Here is a 14,622-nt window from a genome sequence, read left to right on the forward strand (position 1 = left end):
TCTACTACGCTACGAGCACAGCCCAATCAGAGGCTGCGCACCAATAAACCGGTGTGCATCAAACTCGGGGCGGTTCAGTGAAATCGCGTATCACTCTTGGCTTTTACCCATGAGTTCCGGGTTCGAGCCCCGGGCGACCCACCCATGCGCCGTTAGCTGAGCTGGGATAGCACCAGATTCTTAATCTGGGGACGGGGGATCGAAACCCTCACGGCGTACCGAAAAATGTTTCAATGCCGTTGAGGTGTAACAGGTTTGCACATCAGTCTTCCAAACTGACAGAACGGGTTCGAGCCCCGTCAACGGCTCCGATGCGGCTGTGGCCGAGAGGCTAGGCAGCGGTCTGCAAAGCCGCCAACGCGGGTTCAAATCCCGCCGGCCGCTCCATACGGATGTAGCTCAACTGGTAGAGCAGCGGTCTCCAAAACCGCCGGCTGCAGGTTCAAGTCCTGTCATCCGTGCCAGGCATCGCGACGGCGATGCCGAAACCCTGCACAAGCGACTCCGGAGTGCACACCGGACCGCAAGCAAGTCGCCCGCCAACCGCGGGTGGACAGGGCGCACAGCGGGCACGCAGCGTCAGGCAGGACCAAACGGGATGTAGCTCAACTTGGGAGAGCACCCGCTTCGGGAGCGGGTTGTTGTCGGTTCAAATCCGGCCTTCCCGACGACCATTCGCCCCTGTAGCTCAGTGGGAGAGCGCCTGCCTTACAAGCAGGATGCCGGGAGTTCAATTCTCTCCAGGGGCACGCCCAAAAACCTTGCACGGTAGGGCAGTTCGGTCAGCCCGCCGGGCTCATAACCCGAGAGGTCGCAGGTTCGAATCCTGCCCGTGCAACCACATTTCGTCCGCGACAACAACCAGAGAGGAGGCACGCGGCATGAGACAGCTCCGCCAACGCAACCACCGCCGGCAGACCGTCGCGGTGTACAACGCCGACTACCGCGTGCTGACCCACGTGACCTGGCAGGAGGCCATCCGACTGCTGCTGCGGGGCTCGGTCTACGTGATCGAACGCCACAGCCCGGCCGTACACATACACAGCCCCTCGACCAGCATCGAGCTGCCCATCTCGGTCGCCCTGCGTGAATACGTCCACGTCCCGCACCGGCCCACCAACCGAGTCACCCGCGAGGGAGTACTGCAGCGCGACGGCTACACCTGCGCCTACTGCGGCGGCTACGGCGACACCCTCGACCACGTGCTCCCCGAATCCCGGGGCGGCCAGAACACCTGGCTGAACCTGGTCGCCGCCTGCGGACCGTGCAACGGCCACAAGGACAACCGCACCCCGGCCGAGGCCGGCATGCGGCTGCTCTGGGAGCCCTACGAGCCCCGCGAGCGGGACCGCTACCGCGTTCCCGCGATGGCCTGAACCAACCCCACCGCCAGCGGGGCGGACGACCCTCATCACCTCGTCCGCCCCGCCCAACCCCACCATTGCCCCGTAGCTCAACTGGCAGAGCAGCTCCCCGTTAAGGAGTAGGTTGCAGGTTCGACTCCTGCCGGGGTAGCCACGCGTGCGCGGCGACGCGGGAGTGTCGCGGCTGGCCGTAACCCAGTTGCCCTCAGGCTCAGGGGGTTCGAATCCCTCCGCACGCACCAATGCCCGCTGGTGTAACCGGCAGCACAGCTGACTCTGGCTCAGCTAGTTCAGGTTCGAATCCTGGGTGGGCAACGCAACACTGACCCGTGGTGTAACCGGCAGCACCGCTGATTTTGGTTCAGCTAGTTCAGGTTCGAATCCTGGCGGGTCAACCACCGGTTGGGGTTCACCCCGTTTGGTAGACATCGGTTAAGCGGCCTGGTTGGCCGTTGTGGCGAGCTGTCGCTCGAAGGTTATCGGACTGATCATGCCCAGGCTGCTGTGTCGACGTGACCGGTTGTAGGTGTTCTCGATCCAGTTGCTGACCGCCAGGATCGCCTCGCGGCGGGTGTCAAACGTATACCGTTGGTAAAACTCGGTTTTCAGGGTTGACCAGAACGATTCCTGTTGCGCGTTGTCGTAGCAGATGCCGGTGCGCCCGACCGATAACCGGACCCCGACCTCGGTGGCGACGCCGGCCAGCTGCGCCGAGGTGTACTGGCAGCCACGGTCGGCATGAAAGATCACCCGGTCCTCGACAGGCCCATCTGAGACCAATGAAGGGGTGCGGAACAGCGCCGCCCGCCGCAACGCCTGCTCGACCACATCGGTGTGCAGACTGTCAGAGAACGCGTATCCCAGGACCCGGCGTGAGCAGCCGTCACGGACCGCACACAGGTACAGCCAGCCTTCTGCGGTGGCCAGGTAGGTGATGTCGGAAGTCCATACCTTGTTTAGCTCGCCACGATCGAACCGGCGTGCCACCAGATCCGGAACAGTGCATGGCCCGTCACCGCTAATGGTCGTCGGCGGCGTCCACGGTCGCGGACTGATACCGCGAATCCCATTCTGGCGCATCAATTTTGCGACCGTCTTGCGGGAAACGACTTCGCCGGCGGCCCGTAGATCGGCAGTGATCCGCGGTGCACCGTTGACCTGGTCGCAGGCATCATGGGCGACCCGGATCTTGACCACCAGATCGGCATGGCGCGCCGCCCGGCCACTGAGCAGCCCGCCGGCGCGGGCCAGCAGCGCGGTGACCCACTTGTAGTAGCCCGACCGCGATACCCCCAGCAACGTGCACATCCGGGCGATGGTCGGCATCCCTGCAGTGGCCTTCTGCGCGTGGATCAATTCGAACGCCTCGGCGGGTTCGAGTTCTCCGCAGCGAAGAAGGCCGCGGCTTTTTTCAGGAACTCCCGATCCATCCGCAACTCGGCCACCTCACGACGTAGCCGCTCCAATTCGGCCCGCTCATCAGCATCGATCGCCGTGGGCGGGTCAGTCATCTGCGCCCGTTCGATCGCGACCCACCGGCCCAGTAGCTGTTCACCCACGCCGATCTCCCGGGCCACCTCAGCGATCGTGCGCCCGGTATCGATCACCAGATGCGCCGCCTCCCGCCGATAGGCCGGGGTATACGACTTCCTCTTCGCACCCATCAGGTGCCATCCTTCCCTGCCCAGCCACAGCCGAGCGTTCAGGATGTCCACCAAACGGGGTCAACCCCACGGTCCGTTGGTGTAGTCGGCAGCACACCTGGTTCTCAACCAGACGGCAGGAGTTCAACCCTCCTACGGACCACCCCCGCGCCGTTGTAGCTCAAAGGGGAGAGCACCCGAGTGAAGCCCGGGAGGTAGCACGTTCGATCCGTGCCAACGGCACCAACCACCTACGCCCCGTTCGGATATGGGTTAGTCTCCCGCTCTTTCACAGCGGGGCAGCGGGTTCGAGTCCCGCACGGGGCACTCGTGCCTGGTAGCTCACCTGGTGAGAGCGCCGCTCTGATAAGGCGGAGGTAGAGGGTTCAAGTCCCTTCCAGGCAACCACATTTGGCCCTGTAGAGCAGTCGGAAGCTCGCCACCTTGTCACGGTGGAGGTCGCGGGTTCAAGCCCCGTCAGGGTCGCCACGGGGTACTAGCTCATCTGGCAGAGCGCCTGCCTTGCACGCAGGATGGCGGGGTTCAAGTCCTCGGTACTCCACCAAGCCAACGATCGGGAAGTGTGGCAGAACGGTAATGCAGCGGCTTGCTAAGCCGTCGGCGCGGCACCACCGCGCTTAGGGGTTCGAGCCCCCTCACTTCCGCTGTGGCGGTAGCTCAAATGGCAGAGCACCGGGCTGTGATCCCGGCCGTTGCGGGTTCAAACCCCGCCCGTCACCCCAACCGTGTCAACGCCCTTGTAGCGCAACGGATAGAGCACTGGTTTCCGGAACCAGAAGGTGCAGGTTCGAATCCTGCCAAGGGCACAACCAACGCCGAATGCCCCTGTAGCTCAACGGAAAGAGCGCCAGTTTACGAAGCTGAGGATGGGAGTTCGATTCTCTCCAGGGGTACCACATGATTCACCACTGCCGGATTAGCTCAACAGGCAGAGCGCCTATCTCGTAAATAGGAATTGTGCGGGTTCGAGTCCTGCATTCGGCTCCCCAACATGCCACCACTGTCAGGGAGGGCAGCGCCACGGCGTGCAAAGCGGCTTCGAAACCCGTGCCAGGTCTAACAGCCTGATGGTTCAATTCCATTGTCCTCCGCCACCTTCCACCGCCTCCGTAGCTCAAACGGACAGAGCGGCGAGCTTCTACCTCGCGACCGGTGCGGGTTCGAGTCCCGCCGGAGGCTCAATTCGGCAGTACCGCTACGCGCCCCATCCGTCCGCCTTCCACGCAGCCTCGGTGTAGTTGATGGCGCGCCGGCCAATAGCTAAGCCTTCGCGCCGGATCTGGTCGGCGACCTCTTCGTCGGCCGACTCCACGTCCAGCGATTTACGTGCCAGCAAGTCACTCGCGTCGATCAAGGCCTCGCCGATCTGACGCAGCTGCGTCGCATTCAGCGGAACAACTTCAGACGCAGGGCCGTCATAGCTGTTCGTGTCAACGATCCGTAGCGTGGGAATCTGCTGACGGACACGGAACGCAATCATGCGCTGCCAACCGGCCGGCCAATCGCCACTCTGACCGGTGTCCTCGATCACCATCACCGGCGACCCGCTCGGCGGGAAGGCTCTCATCGCCTCTACATGGGCTTCGACTTGCCGCTGGGCATCCGCCTCGAGCATCGCAATTGCCTCGGCAGCGAACGGCTTGATCTCGTTCTGCCCGGACTCCCACCGTTGCACAGTTCGGGTTTGGACATCGACGTAGTCGGCCAGCCATTCGGCCGTCACGCCTAGCCCCTCTCGGATCGCTCGGACTTCGGCTGCGGTCATTGCACCCATGCGTATGACTCTCCCTCCAAGGGGCGGGATGTGGCCTCATGCCTGTTCCCGCATCACATCGATCATGTCGTAAATTACGACACTGGGCAAGACGCGATTCTCATCAGGCTCCGACGCCAGTCGCCTATCGGTCAACCCGCTCATCGAGCCGCGACCGACTGCGCGGAGTCATCCATGGCAGCGAGCCCGGCGATTCGTTGACCGAGCACCTCGATCCCACTGGAATAGCGCACCCGTCCATTGCGCTGGCCAGCTGACTGGTGGTGGCTAGCGTCCGCGCGCCTTGAAGTACACGACCACCGGGTCCGGCCAGGCCTGGTCATCCGGCTCGCAGCTGAACAACACCGGCACCCGGACCGGGGACTCCCCGGTCAGCCCAGCAGCGACGTCACGCGCAGCATCCCGCCGCAAGCTGCAGGTCAAGATGTAACCGGGGAAGTGAAGTCCCACCCACGCTGTTCCCTCGCCCGGGCCCGGGCGAGCCTCCAACGGATGTGCATTCCAGAACTGATCCGCCCGCATGCTCACGCGAATCCCGTTCACTGACAGGAGATTATCGACACGCCACCACTGGTCACTGACGAGTTTCTCGGCGAGCTCGGCGACATCAGCCTCAGCGATCACCACCGTCAGCGGGTCGGACGGGTGCCACGTGAGCGCGGCCGGCAGTGCCTCGCGATCGGCCACCTGGCGTGCTCCCTGTCAGTACGGGCGGTGTTCGTCGATGTACGCCGCCGCCTGGTTGGTCGCCCCGCTCGGCCAGGCGTGGATGGTCTTGCGATCGGCCTCGGCGGCCTCGGCCATCAGACGAGTTGTCATCTCCTCATCGGACAGGAAGTTGATGCAGTCCGGCGGTGTGTTCATCGGATTGTTGTGGCGTGGAATCCCGCTGCTTTAGCTGCGGGAGGAAACGCCACCTCTCCTTTCAATGACGTGTCGGTGGGTGTGGTTATCGTTCGGGAGTGTCGCGTTACCGGTTGTTGCCCACTGCTGAGCAGGTGGTGGCGTTGGCCGAGCATTGTCGGCAGGCCCGGTTCGTGTGGAATCTGGCGGTGGAGCAACAGGGGTATTGGCGGCCGGGCCGCAAAGCGCCTGGCTACAACGAACAAGCTGCGCAGCTGACCGAGGCTCGCGCCGCCTTCGCGTGGTTGGCGGCCGGGTCGCAGACCGTGCAACAGCAAGCGCTGCGGGATTTCGCTCAGGCGATGCGGAACTTCTTTGCAGGTACTCACCGGCGCCCGACGTGGCGCAAAGCCGGTGTGCATGAGGGATTCCGGCAGGTGGCGGTCAGACCGCATCATGTTGTGCGGCTCAACCGCCGCTACGGGCAGGTCCAGGTGCCCAAGGTTGGTTGGGTGCGGTTCCGGCTGAGCCGCCCGGTCCCCGAGGGGGTGAAGTCCTACCGGATCACCCGGGATCGGGCCGGCCGCTGGCACATCGCGTTCGCCCACGTGCCCGACCCGATCACCGGCCCACAAGACGGCAGCGTGGTCGGTATCGATCGGGGTGTGGCCGTGTCGGCGGCCCTGTCCACCGGCGAGCTCCTGCATGCTCCGGGCTTGACCGGTGGTGAGGCCATGCGGTTGAAAGTGTTGCAACGCAGGCTTGCCCGCGCGCAACGGGGCTCGAACCGGCGCGCGAGAACGAAGCTGGCGATCGCTAGGCTGCGGGCCCGCGAGACTGACCGTCGCAAAGATTGGGTGGAAAAGGCCAGCACCACTATCGCCCGCCGCTTCGAGACGATCCGGATCGAGGCCCTCGACGTGCGGGCCATGACCCGCAGCGCCAAAGGAACGGTCGACCGGCCGGGAAGCAATGTTGCGCAGAAGCGTGGGTTGAACCGGTCGATCAGCCGCAGCGGCTGGGGCCTGCTGGCGGCCAGGCTGCAGCACAAAGGATTTGGCCGGGTTGAGCAGGTCCCTGCCGCGTACACGTCGCAACGATGCTCCGCGTGCGGGCATATCGCATCCGAGAACCGCAAGAGCCAAGCGGTTTTCGCGTGCGTGGCCTGCACGGCGGGCCCGTGCAACGCCGACGTGAACGCTGCACGCAATATCGCCGCCGGACGGGCGGTGACCGCACGGGGAGACCTCGGCAACAGCCGGTCTGTGAACCGTGAACCTCAACTCGATTCTCCTGCTGCATAGGTAGTGGATGTTGGGTTGGAATCTCCCGGCCTTCAGCCAGGAGAGGACGTCAAAGCCGCCGTGTGCTGTGTGCTGTGTCCAGGTACACACCGAATGTATCACTGATGTGACACATAAGTGATACATTGGGTGGATGAGCGAATCCGTCGGCATCCGCGAGCTGCGCACCAACACCGCAGACATCATCAGCGCCGCCGAAGCCGGCCAGGAATTCCACGTCACCGTCCGCGGGAAAGACACCGGCGTCGTCATCACCAAACAGCCCGCAACACCGCCGGCCGAACGCCGCCGCGGCATCACCCTCGCTCAAATCAAGCAGGCCGGCCTCTACGCCCGGCCCACGTCACCGGGCTATCAGGAGGCCATGCTGGAGATGGTCGAGCGCGGCCGCGACGCCGCCGGCCGCATCGGGGACCTCGACCGGTGAGAATCCACCTCGACACCAACCTGCTGATCCAAACGCCACGCTGGGAGCTCCTACCCGGCGGCGATCACGAATTCCTCGTCTCCGCGATCGCGTTCGCCGAATTCAGCGAAGGCACAGCACATTCCGACCCCGCCATCGCCGCGGACGCCGCCATCGAGCTCATCCAGCACCGATCGCACTACGGCGACGGACTGCCGTTCACCCAACGCGAAGCCGACATCTACCGCGAGCTCTGCAGCGTCGTTGCTGCCGCCGGCCGAACCCCCGGCGGCAAGCGCCGCGTCGACCTCATGATCGCCGCGATCGCCATCGGCGACGGAGCGGCCCTCGCCACACGCAACACCACCGACTTCGACGGCCTACAGCCCCTGCTCAACGTCATCACCCTGTGAGACACATGAAGCGGCACACAAGCATCGCCTAAAGAAAGGCCATGGCACGCAAGCAAACCCCCACCCAATGCCCATTGTGGGAAAATGGGCTACGGTGGATTTATGTCCGATCTCAACCTCGTGGAAACCGACGCCCGCAGCCGCGCCGTCCTTCCAGGCCGCCCCAACGAACGCTTCGTCTTGCGCGAAAACCCCGACGGCAGCCTGCTTCTGCAGCCAGCCCGCATCGTCACCGAAGCCCAGCACGAATACGACACCGACCCTGAGTTGCGCGACCTTCTCGCCCGCGCGACAGCATCACCGACCGTCCGCCGGACACGAGTCCGCCGAACGTGAGCGCCGAGGGCGACTACTCCGCGGTCGCCGATGCCCAGCTCGACGAACTCGAACGCGGCTCCGACAGTGCGCTGTACAACGCCATCCTGGACACCATCGAGCTCATCTTCCGGCTACCCTCGCAGGCACAGGCCCTGTCGACCGCCATCACCACGACCGACGGCATCCGAATGCGGCTGCCCGTCATCGGACACCCCCCGTACAAGGTCTTCTGGTCCACCGAAGGCCCCCGCATCGAAGCCGTCTTCCCACACCCCTGAACCACCAGGACACATGCCATGGGCCAGCTGAACGTCAACCCTGCCGACCTCCTCCGCGTCGCCGCCGACTACGCCGAGCTGCACGCCCGCGCCGCCACCATCAGCCCCCAGGCCGCCGTCGAGGTCCAGCGCATCAGCGCCACCCACGGCCCAATGGGCTATCCCGTCGCCGTCGGCATCGTCACCAACCTGGCCCGCCAACAAGCCGCCCTCGACGCCAAATCCGCTCAATTCGGCCAGCACAGCCAACGCTTCACCGAGCACGCCGCCGCCTACCGCAACCAGGACCGCGACGCGGCGAAGACCTACGTCGCGCCGGCTGACCTCCTCGACTACACCGAAGGCAAGCTGCCCCCGCTGCCGGTCGGCCGCGTCATCTGTAAACCCATGCTCGGCGGCTTCCGCTGCTCAGAATTCCTGCCTGGCGGCATGGTTTACCACTGGCTCAGCCCCGCCGACCTCTCCGGTTACTGGCCCGATTTCCCCGACTAACGGAGTCCACCATGTCCAACCCCGACGACACCGACGCTGAGCTCACGGCCCTGTACGAGCAGTACGCCACCCACATCCGACCGCTCATCACCGAGACCGACGACCACACATGGCGTGCCCAATACCCCGGCGTCCACTGGCATGTGACTGCCGACAGCGAACAGGCCGCCGCGGACGCGATCTCCACGGAGGCGCTCCGCCGCCTCGACGCCGGCGAACCTGACGCCGAACCACCCCACGATCTGCTCATTCGACACCTCACACACCCGATTCCCGGCGTCTACGCCTTGGACCGAGAGTTGTTCCTACACCTGCGCATTCACGCGGGACACGCAGAAACCCAGAAGGCATTCGAGGAAGCCGAGCGCCGCCGCGCCGCCGGCAAGTCGTACACGATGGCCGACTACCTCGCCGAGCACCCCGAGAACACGCAATCCTGACGCTTCACCTTTTCACGCCGGCGTCGTGCCTGCGCCCGCAGTGATTGGCCATCGTGTCCGACCTCTGCCATAACCTCAGACCTGCAACAAAATTCGGTGGACAGCCACCGCACCCTAGAAATGAACCCGCGAGTCAGGAGACCTACGGTGGACGCCACCGCAGCAACGAACACCGCCACCACACCCACCGGCGTGGTCATGTTCGACGTCGACTCCACACTCGTCCAAGGCGAAGTCATCGACATGCTCGCCGCCAAAGCCGGCACCGAAACCACCGTCCGGAGCATCACCGACGCCGCAATGCGCGGCGACATCGACTTCACCCAATCGCTCACGCAGCGCGTCGCTACCCTCGCCGGACTCGACGCCCGCGCACTGAACGACGTCGCCGACACCCTGCAACTGACACCGGGCGCTCGCACCACCATCCGAACCCTGCGCCGGCACGGCTACCACTGCGGCGTCGTCACCGGCGGCTTCACCCAAGTCATCGAAAACCTCACCCGCGAACTCGAACTCGACTACGTGCAGGCCAACAACCTCGAAATCGTCGACGGCAAGCTCACCGGCAGAGTCACCGGCCCCATCATCGACCGGGCCGCCAAAGCGACAGCACTGCTCGAGTTCGCCGCACAAGCCGGCGTACCCATCACCCAAACCGTCGCGGTCGGCGACGGCGCCAACGACATCGACATGCTCACCACCGCCGGGCTGGGCATCGCATTCAACGCCAAACCCGCTCTCCAGGCTGTCGCAGACGCCACCGTATCGTCGCCAGACCTCGACGCCATCCTGTTCGCGATGGGCCTCACCCACACGCACGCGCACGCGTTCGCGGCATCATCCTGAGCGTTGTTACGAGGCGCTGCCCTCGCTCACGAAAGCATCCAGATCGAGGCTGATTTCAACACCATCGCGCTCGACGACAATCCGCGAATGCTCTGCGCCAGTCGCCGCGAGGTACTCCCGCAACGTCGACAGCAACAAGTCCTGGCGCCGCTCAATCCGCGACACCGTCCCCTGGTCCGTGCTCAACGCGGCCGCCAACTGCTGCTGCGTCAGATTCCCGGCCTTGCGGATATCGGCCAACCCCCGCGCATAGACCTGGTTGACGCGTTCGCGCTCCTGCGCGAAGCGGCGAACATCGTCCGCGATCAGCGGACTCTCAACCAGCTCGTCGATCCGGTCATTCATCCTCCGGAACGTCTTATCGCTCATGGTCATCCTCCTGAGTTTCATTGAGCCACCGTCGAATTGCCACATCAGCACGAGACCCGACACTGTTGTAAAACACATCACCCATTCGGGCTTTGTCGGCTGCGAATAGCGCGACGACCACCGTCGAACCACCCGGTGGGAACCAGCAGATCAGGCGGAACGCGATCTCGGGATCGAACGGGTGCGCGGTGCGCCACACCAGGTACTCCTTCGACTGCCGAACCCGCTTGAGATCGGGCTTGTCCTCCACCGGCGGCTTCTCTAGCCCGCGAAGTTGGTTCAGCGCGTCCGCGGCGCGGGCAAGCAGGCGCCTGGAGTGCTCGTCACCCGCCTTGGCCTTGGCTTCGGTGCGGTCCAGCCAGTTGAAGAACTCCTCTGGTCCGTCAACATCCACCTAGCAAGTATGGCGCTCAAACCATATGGTGTCAACGCCATATCGGGGAGCGGAGACTTCATGGGACTTCGTAGCAACCCAGCTGATAGATCAGCGCTTCATCGATCGCCACGGGCGCATCTGCGTACGCCGCTAGAGCTCGCGCTGCTTCGAGGTTCGGAATATCGAAATCAAAGGGTTCAACAGGAATAGCGTCATCGACGTTGAGAATTGCGCGAATCGCGGCCACCGTTAGACGGGGCAGATGTGTCTCCTGCACAAGCCGCTCCGTCGTGCGATCAAAACCCTCAAGCCACCACGAAAGCACTACGGCTCAACCTTCCTCCCGGGTCGCCCCTGCGACTGCTCCACCTTGGGATAAGCCATCGTGTCGCACCCAGCGTTTAGGGTCCACACCATGACCACTGACGTCGAGCTCCGCGCGTACCGGTTCGCGCTCGACGTCACCCCTGCCCAACTCACGATGTTGCGTCAGCACGCCGGCGCCGCCCGCTGGGCCTACAACCACGCGCTCGCCGCTAAGTTCGCGGCACTCGACGAACGCAAAGCGGTGATCGCGGGGTTGGTGGAGCAGGGTGTGGACCCGAAAACCGCTGCGGCCCAGGCCCCGAAGGTCCCGACGAAACCGGCGATCCAGAAAGCGTTGAACGCCACCAAGGGTGACGACCGGTCCGGCGTCGAAGGAGAGTGCCCGTGGTGGCACACTGTCTCCACCTACGCCTTCCAATCGGCCATGATCGACGCTGACAACGCGTGGAAGAACTGGCTGGCGTCACTCACCGGTGGCCGCGCCGGCCGCAAGCTCGGCGCACCGCGCTTCAAATCCAAACACCGCTCCCGCGATTCGTTCCGCATCCACCACGACGTCAACAACCCAACCATTCGCCCTGACGACGGGTACCGGCGAATCACCGTGCCCCGCCTCGGATCACTGCGGGTCCACGACTCCACCAAACGCCTCAAACGCGCCCTCGACCGTGGCGTCGTCATCCAGTCCGTCACCATCAGCCGCGGCGGACATCGCTGGTACGCCAGCATCCTCACCAAAGCACCCGCCACCCCCGCCTTCCCGACCAAGCGTCAGCGCCAGGCCGGCACCGTCGGCGTCGACGTGGGCGTGCATCACCTCGCCGCCCTATCCACCGGCGAGGTCATCGACAACCCCCGCCACCTGGCGGCCGGCCACAAACGACTCACCAAGGCCCAGCGCGCACTGTCCCGCACCGAGAAAGGCTCTGGCCGGCGCCGGCGAGCTGCCGCCCGCGTCGGCCGCCGCCATCACGAAATCGCCCAGCGCCGCGCCACCACGCTGCACACCCTCACCAAACAGCTCGCCACACGCTGGGCCACCGTCGCTATCGAGGACCTCAACGTCGCCGGCATGACCCGCTCCGCACGCGGCACCGTCGACAACCCCGGTACCAACGTGCGCGCCAAAGCCGGACTTAGCCGCGCCATCCTCGACGCCTCACCCGGCGAGTTGCGCCGCCAGCTCACCTACAAGACCCACTGGTATGGCTCCACCCTCGCAGTGCGACCGGTGGTTCCCCTCCAGCCAGACGTGCTGCCAATGCGGAGCGAGAACCAAGCTCCCGCTCAAACAGCGCGTGTTCACCTGCCTAACGTGCGGCTACGGCCCGATCGACCGAGACGTGCACGCAGCGGTGAACATCGCCGCCCATGCGGTTGCCGTCGCCTCCGACACCGGGGAGACGCAAAACGCCCGTCGAGGCACCGAGGCAGCCCCCACATCTGTGGGACGCCGCCGAGGTGCCGATGAAACGGGAAGACCACGCCAAGAAACTGGTGTGGCCACCCCAGCCGAGCAATCGACTGGTCACCTAAAACACGCCGATCAGCACGCATTGCCGCTGGTCAGCTAGTGCGCGCCCCACGCGCGCACAGGCGAGTCGCTAGTGAAGCTCCTCCGGGGCACGCAGAGCTGGCGGGTGGCGCGCCGCACGCGCCCGCAGGTGAGTCGGCAGCTACTCGGTTCTGTATCACCGAGAGCGTCATTTATCCCGGTAACCAGTGGTCAATGTCCGAGGTTCCTGGGACAATGGCAGCATGGGGGCGAAATCGAAACTGGACATCGAGACTGACGTACTGCACGCCGCGGCCGGCAAGGCCTCGGCGACGCTGGCTGCTAGCGCGCCAAAGCCGATCCCGCCTCCACCGCCTACCGCCGTCTCGCAGCTCGACGCCGCCCTGGTCCTGGTCTCCACCAGCTCCGAAGCCCTCGGCACCAAGGTCGACACCAACGACATCACGTGGGCGACCCGCCAGTCCGAGCGGCTGACCGCGGGCCCGCCGGCCCTGCAGCAGCAGGACGTCCAGGGCGCCGCCGATATCCAGCGCTCCGCGCAGTTCCCGATGCCGGGTGTCCACCCGACGATCGGCCCGCACGACACCACGAAGGTTTTCACGACCTAGCGTCGACCACACCCGACAGGACCTGAGGAGAGCACATGTCGATCGCGCCGCCACCGGCCTACCCGACGTGGCCCCCGCAGCAGTACCCGCCGTACCCGGCACCCACCAAGCGCCGGCTGTGGCCCGCTGCCGCCGCGGCCGCGGGTGCCGGCGCGCTCGTCGCCGGAGTCATCACCACCGCCATCACCCTGTCGGTCACCTCCCCGGCGAACCCGAAGAACGCGGCCCCCGCAGTGGAGACCGTGACGGTGACGGCCGCCCCGCCGGCACCCCCGGCGCCGCTGCCGGCAGCTCAGGCTGACGCGCAGACCTGCCACGCCTGGGGCACCACCGACACGATGTTCACTGCGGCTGCGGTCGCCCAGAGCGTCATCCCGCAGGGCATGACGATCACCAGCCCTGAGGTACAGACCAACCCGACGTGGAAGGCCGGCGTAATGCGGGCCAGCGAGATCTACGGCCAGGCTGCGAATTCCTTGGAGTCGCAGATTGCTCCTGGCACCAGCCCGATGCTGGCCGGGGTTGCACAGACCACCGTAGGGTCCTTGCGCACGCTGAGTGAGTCGTACAAAGCGTTCGCACCCGAGAACGGGCGTGCGGTTTCGGTGTATCAGGCGAGCCAAAAGGCGATGGACTGGCTGTGCCGATGACTCACAACACTTTTGGTGTGGATACGGCATTCCCGCCGCCACCGCCGCCTCAGATGCCGGGGTATCCGCCGCTGCCGCCCGGCCCTCCGGCTGGCGGTAGTCGGCGGTGGCCAGTGCTCGTCGGTGCTGCAATCGTCGGCGCGGTTGTCTCCGCCGTAGCGGCATTCGCGATTACGACACAGGCTCGGGACACCACGGTGCAGGGGCTACCTGCACCGACGACGGTCACTGTCGCGGCCCCGACTCCGGCGCCACCAGTTCCGCTGTCTGCCGAGCAGGCTGACCGCCAGACCTGCGGTCCGAGGGAAGATGCATCTCGCTTGATCTCCGCGGCGTCAGAGGCACAGGGAGTGATCCCGCAGGGGATGACCATTTTGGACCCCGCCGTGCGATCAAATCCGGCATGGACAGCTGGAGTGCTTCGGGCCGGCAGTCTCTATACCCAAGCCGGCGACGTTCTCAAGGTGGCTCCAGGGACGACGCCTGCTCTTGCACAAGCCGTTACCACCGCGGCTAGTGCACTGCATGCGCTCGGCACTGCGTACACCAGCTTCAATGCCGCAAGCGGCAATGCGCATGACATCGCTAAGGCGGCGTCCAATGCGGTGGACGACATGTGCCAGCGCTTGGC

19 protein-coding genes, 23 tRNA genes and 1 pseudogene are annotated in these 14,622 nt (G+C 65.1%); 36 read left to right on the forward strand and 7 right to left on the reverse strand.

Going from position 1 to position 14,622, the window contains the following annotated elements; translation table 11 throughout:
- The first annotated feature begins 146 nt into the window (after positions 1-146).
- From ACJH6I_RS27320 to ACJH6I_RS27375, 12 genes are all read left to right on the forward strand, one after another.
- A tRNA-Lys gene (locus tag ACJH6I_RS27320) sits at positions 147-218 on the forward strand.
- Between the two features lie 17 nt (positions 219-235).
- Positions 236-308: transfer RNA gene (locus ACJH6I_RS27325), tRNA-Gly, on the forward strand.
- A 5-nt stretch (positions 309-313) separates the two neighbouring features.
- Positions 314-387, forward strand: a tRNA-Cys gene (locus ACJH6I_RS27330).
- 1 nt (position 388) lies between these two features.
- A tRNA-Trp gene (locus ACJH6I_RS27335) sits at positions 389-464 on the forward strand.
- A 130-nt stretch (positions 465-594) separates the two neighbouring features.
- Positions 595-668: transfer RNA gene (locus tag ACJH6I_RS27340), tRNA-Pro, on the forward strand.
- A gap of 9 nt (positions 669-677) precedes the next feature.
- A tRNA-Val gene (locus tag ACJH6I_RS27345) sits at positions 678-749 on the forward strand.
- Positions 750-762: 13 nt separating this feature from the next.
- A tRNA-Met gene (locus ACJH6I_RS27350) sits at positions 763-841 on the forward strand.
- A 40-nt stretch (positions 842-881) separates the two neighbouring features.
- The gene (locus ACJH6I_RS27355; RefSeq protein WP_406784850.1) at positions 882-1,376 is read left to right on the forward strand and encodes an HNH endonuclease; all 495 of its coding nucleotides are present in this window, start codon (positions 882-884) and stop codon (positions 1,374-1,376) included.
- A gap of 66 nt (positions 1,377-1,442) precedes the next feature.
- Positions 1,443-1,518: transfer RNA gene (locus ACJH6I_RS27360), tRNA-Asn, on the forward strand.
- A gap of 1 nt (position 1,519) precedes the next feature.
- Positions 1,520-1,606 (forward strand) — tRNA-Tyr (locus ACJH6I_RS27365).
- Position 1,607: 1 nt separating this feature from the next.
- Positions 1,608-1,679 (forward strand) — tRNA-Gln (locus tag ACJH6I_RS27370).
- Between the two features lie 8 nt (positions 1,680-1,687).
- A tRNA-Gln gene (locus ACJH6I_RS27375) sits at positions 1,688-1,762 on the forward strand.
- A gap of 34 nt (positions 1,763-1,796) precedes the next feature.
- Here the strand turns inward: ACJH6I_RS27375 and ACJH6I_RS27380 are convergent.
- Positions 1,797-3,028 (reverse strand): IS3 family transposase gene (locus ACJH6I_RS27380; RefSeq protein ID WP_406784851.1). Its coding sequence is split into 2 segments (ribosomal slippage): positions 1,797-2,776 and positions 2,776-3,028, totalling 1,233 coding nucleotides; the frame shifts between segments, so codons are not numbered across the junction.
- Positions 3,029-3,098: 70 nt separating this feature from the next.
- Here ACJH6I_RS27380 and ACJH6I_RS27385 point away from each other — a divergent pair.
- The 12 genes from ACJH6I_RS27385 to ACJH6I_RS27440 all read left to right on the forward strand — a co-directional run bounded on the left by ACJH6I_RS27385 (position 3,099) and on the right by ACJH6I_RS27440 (position 4,207).
- Positions 3,099-3,170, forward strand: a tRNA-Glu gene (locus ACJH6I_RS27385).
- A gap of 7 nt (positions 3,171-3,177) precedes the next feature.
- Positions 3,178-3,253 (forward strand) — tRNA-Phe (locus ACJH6I_RS27390).
- A gap of 9 nt (positions 3,254-3,262) precedes the next feature.
- A tRNA-Glu gene (locus tag ACJH6I_RS27395) sits at positions 3,263-3,334 on the forward strand.
- 4 nt (positions 3,335-3,338) lie between these two features.
- A tRNA-Ile gene (locus tag ACJH6I_RS27400) sits at positions 3,339-3,415 on the forward strand.
- Between the two features lie 5 nt (positions 3,416-3,420).
- A tRNA-Asp gene (locus ACJH6I_RS27405) sits at positions 3,421-3,496 on the forward strand.
- A gap of 1 nt (position 3,497) precedes the next feature.
- Positions 3,498-3,572 (forward strand) — tRNA-Ala (locus tag ACJH6I_RS27410).
- 12 nt (positions 3,573-3,584) lie between these two features.
- Positions 3,585-3,672, forward strand: a tRNA-Ser gene (locus ACJH6I_RS27415).
- Between the two features lie 2 nt (positions 3,673-3,674).
- Positions 3,675-3,750 (forward strand) — tRNA-His (locus ACJH6I_RS27420).
- 11 nt (positions 3,751-3,761) lie between these two features.
- Positions 3,762-3,834: transfer RNA gene (locus ACJH6I_RS27425), tRNA-Arg, on the forward strand.
- 15 nt (positions 3,835-3,849) lie between these two features.
- Positions 3,850-3,924, forward strand: a tRNA-Arg gene (locus tag ACJH6I_RS27430).
- A gap of 14 nt (positions 3,925-3,938) precedes the next feature.
- Positions 3,939-4,012 (forward strand) — tRNA-Thr (locus ACJH6I_RS27435).
- 119 nt (positions 4,013-4,131) lie between these two features.
- Positions 4,132-4,207 (forward strand) — tRNA-Arg (locus ACJH6I_RS27440).
- 16 nt (positions 4,208-4,223) lie between these two features.
- Here the strand turns inward: ACJH6I_RS27440 and ACJH6I_RS27445 are convergent.
- From ACJH6I_RS27445 to ACJH6I_RS27455, 3 genes are all read right to left on the reverse strand, one after another.
- A complete protein-coding gene (locus tag ACJH6I_RS27445; protein ID WP_406784852.1) occupies positions 4,224-4,802 on the reverse strand; it encodes a helix-turn-helix domain-containing protein in 579 nt (192 codons plus the stop codon).
- 267 nt (positions 4,803-5,069) lie between these two features.
- Complete coding sequence (locus ACJH6I_RS27450; RefSeq protein WP_406784853.1) at positions 5,070-5,489, reverse strand: hypothetical protein; 420 nt, start codon at positions 5,487-5,489, stop codon at positions 5,070-5,072.
- A 15-nt stretch (positions 5,490-5,504) separates the two neighbouring features.
- Positions 5,505-5,666, reverse strand: coding sequence for a hypothetical protein (locus ACJH6I_RS27455; protein ID WP_406784854.1), 162 nt, complete (start codon positions 5,664-5,666; stop codon positions 5,505-5,507).
- Between the two features lie 98 nt (positions 5,667-5,764).
- Between ACJH6I_RS27455 and ACJH6I_RS27460 the strand changes: the two genes are divergently transcribed.
- The 8 genes from ACJH6I_RS27460 (at position 5,765) to serB (ending at position 10,145) form a co-directional block, all read left to right on the forward strand.
- Positions 5,765-6,949 (forward strand): RNA-guided endonuclease InsQ/TnpB family protein, encoded by a 1,185-nt coding sequence (locus tag ACJH6I_RS27460; RefSeq protein WP_406784855.1) that lies wholly within the window; start codon positions 5,765-5,767, stop codon positions 6,947-6,949.
- Positions 6,950-7,082: 133 nt separating this feature from the next.
- Positions 7,083-7,376 carry a type II toxin-antitoxin system Phd/YefM family antitoxin gene (locus tag ACJH6I_RS27465; RefSeq protein ID WP_406784856.1) on the forward strand — a complete coding sequence of 98 codons (294 nt, stop codon included), beginning with the start codon at positions 7,083-7,085 and terminating at the stop codon, positions 7,374-7,376.
- Positions 7,373-7,768, forward strand: a complete 396-nt coding sequence (locus tag ACJH6I_RS27470; RefSeq protein ID WP_406784857.1) for a hypothetical protein — start codon at positions 7,373-7,375, stop codon at positions 7,766-7,768. The genes ACJH6I_RS27465 and ACJH6I_RS27470 overlap by 4 nt, the downstream gene beginning before the upstream one ends.
- A 102-nt stretch (positions 7,769-7,870) precedes the next feature.
- Positions 7,871-8,104: a hypothetical protein gene (locus tag ACJH6I_RS27475; protein ID WP_406784858.1), complete on the forward strand. Its 234-nt coding sequence runs from the start codon at positions 7,871-7,873 to the stop codon at positions 8,102-8,104.
- Entirely contained in the window at positions 8,101-8,364 is a 264-nt protein-coding gene (locus ACJH6I_RS27480; protein WP_406784859.1) for a hypothetical protein, read from the forward strand. The genes ACJH6I_RS27475 and ACJH6I_RS27480 overlap by 4 nt, the downstream gene beginning before the upstream one ends.
- An 18-nt stretch (positions 8,365-8,382) precedes the next feature.
- Positions 8,383-8,856 carry a hypothetical protein gene (locus ACJH6I_RS27485; RefSeq protein WP_406784860.1) on the forward strand — a complete coding sequence of 158 codons (474 nt, stop codon included), beginning with the start codon at positions 8,383-8,385 and terminating at the stop codon, positions 8,854-8,856.
- 11 nt (positions 8,857-8,867) lie between these two features.
- Entirely contained in the window at positions 8,868-9,296 is a 429-nt protein-coding gene (locus ACJH6I_RS27490; protein ID WP_406784861.1) for a hypothetical protein, read from the forward strand.
- 120 nt (positions 9,297-9,416) lie between these two features.
- Positions 9,417-10,145: a phosphoserine phosphatase SerB gene (gene serB / locus ACJH6I_RS27495; RefSeq protein WP_406784862.1), complete on the forward strand. Its 729-nt coding sequence runs from the start codon at positions 9,417-9,419 to the stop codon at positions 10,143-10,145.
- Between the two features lie 6 nt (positions 10,146-10,151).
- On the opposite strand, the gene ACJH6I_RS27500 is transcribed toward serB, so the two are convergent.
- The 3 genes from ACJH6I_RS27500 to ACJH6I_RS27510 are packed head-to-tail and all read right to left on the reverse strand — an operon-like array spanning position 10,152 to position 11,215.
- On the reverse strand, positions 10,152-10,514 hold the full coding sequence (locus ACJH6I_RS27500; RefSeq protein ID WP_406784863.1) for a helix-turn-helix domain-containing protein: 363 nt from the start codon (positions 10,512-10,514) through the stop codon (positions 10,152-10,154).
- On the reverse strand, positions 10,504-10,908 hold the full coding sequence (locus ACJH6I_RS27505; protein ID WP_406784864.1) for a hypothetical protein: 405 nt from the start codon (positions 10,906-10,908) through the stop codon (positions 10,504-10,506). Before ACJH6I_RS27505 ends, ACJH6I_RS27500 begins: the two co-directional genes overlap by 11 nt.
- Positions 10,909-10,966: 58 nt before the next feature.
- Complete coding sequence (locus tag ACJH6I_RS27510) at positions 10,967-11,215, reverse strand: hypothetical protein (RefSeq protein ID WP_406784865.1); 249 nt, start codon at positions 11,213-11,215, stop codon at positions 10,967-10,969.
- Positions 11,216-11,371: 156 nt separating this feature from the next.
- Between ACJH6I_RS27510 and ACJH6I_RS27515 the strand changes: the two are divergent.
- The 4 genes and pseudogenes from ACJH6I_RS27515 to ACJH6I_RS27530 all read left to right on the forward strand — a co-directional run.
- A pseudogene (locus ACJH6I_RS27515) lies at positions 11,372-12,376 on the forward strand (RNA-guided endonuclease InsQ/TnpB family protein); the annotation flags it as partial.
- Between the two features lie 46 nt (positions 12,377-12,422).
- The gene (locus ACJH6I_RS27520; protein WP_406784917.1) at positions 12,423-12,791 is read left to right on the forward strand and encodes a zinc ribbon domain-containing protein; all 369 of its coding nucleotides are present in this window, start codon (positions 12,423-12,425) and stop codon (positions 12,789-12,791) included.
- A gap of 184 nt (positions 12,792-12,975) precedes the next feature.
- Positions 12,976-13,341: a hypothetical protein gene (locus ACJH6I_RS27525; protein ID WP_406784866.1), complete on the forward strand. Its 366-nt coding sequence runs from the start codon at positions 12,976-12,978 to the stop codon at positions 13,339-13,341.
- A gap of 35 nt (positions 13,342-13,376) precedes the next feature.
- The gene (locus ACJH6I_RS27530; protein ID WP_406784867.1) at positions 13,377-13,991 is read left to right on the forward strand and encodes a hypothetical protein; all 615 of its coding nucleotides are present in this window, start codon (positions 13,377-13,379) and stop codon (positions 13,989-13,991) included.
- Positions 13,992-14,622: the final 631 nt, after the last annotated feature.

Source organism: Mycobacterium sp. SMC-13 (assembly GCF_045311035.1).
Lineage (GTDB): Bacteria > Actinomycetota > Actinomycetes > Mycobacteriales > Mycobacteriaceae > Mycobacterium.

Excerpts from the sequence above, each read along its gene's own strand:
- ACJH6I_RS27355 (WP_406784850.1), top strand. The coding sequence starts at position 882 with ATGAGACAGCTCCGCCAACGCAACCACCGCCGGCAGACCGTCGCGGTG.
- ACJH6I_RS27445 (WP_406784852.1), bottom strand. The coding sequence starts at position 4,802 with ATGGGTGCAATGACCGCAGCCGAAGTCCGAGCGATCCGAGAGGGGCTA.
- ACJH6I_RS27455 (WP_406784854.1), bottom strand. The coding sequence starts at position 5,666 with ATGAACACACCGCCGGACTGCATCAACTTCCTGTCCGATGAGGAGATG.
- ACJH6I_RS27465 (WP_406784856.1), top strand. The coding sequence starts at position 7,083 with ATGAGCGAATCCGTCGGCATCCGCGAGCTGCGCACCAACACCGCAGAC.
- ACJH6I_RS27475 (WP_406784858.1), top strand. The coding sequence starts at position 7,871 with ATGTCCGATCTCAACCTCGTGGAAACCGACGCCCGCAGCCGCGCCGTC.
- ACJH6I_RS27485 (WP_406784860.1), top strand. The coding sequence starts at position 8,383 with ATGGGCCAGCTGAACGTCAACCCTGCCGACCTCCTCCGCGTCGCCGCC.
- ACJH6I_RS27490 (WP_406784861.1), top strand. The coding sequence starts at position 8,868 with ATGTCCAACCCCGACGACACCGACGCTGAGCTCACGGCCCTGTACGAG.
- serB (WP_406784862.1), top strand. The coding sequence starts at position 9,417 with ATGAACCCGCGAGTCAGGAGACCTACGGTGGACGCCACCGCAGCAACG.
- ACJH6I_RS27500 (WP_406784863.1), bottom strand. The coding sequence starts at position 10,514 with ATGAGCGATAAGACGTTCCGGAGGATGAATGACCGGATCGACGAGCTG.
- ACJH6I_RS27520 (WP_406784917.1), top strand. The coding sequence starts at position 12,423 with ATGGCTCCACCCTCGCAGTGCGACCGGTGGTTCCCCTCCAGCCAGACG.
- ACJH6I_RS27525 (WP_406784866.1), top strand. The coding sequence starts at position 12,976 with ATGGGGGCGAAATCGAAACTGGACATCGAGACTGACGTACTGCACGCC.
- ACJH6I_RS27530 (WP_406784867.1), top strand. The coding sequence starts at position 13,377 with ATGTCGATCGCGCCGCCACCGGCCTACCCGACGTGGCCCCCGCAGCAG.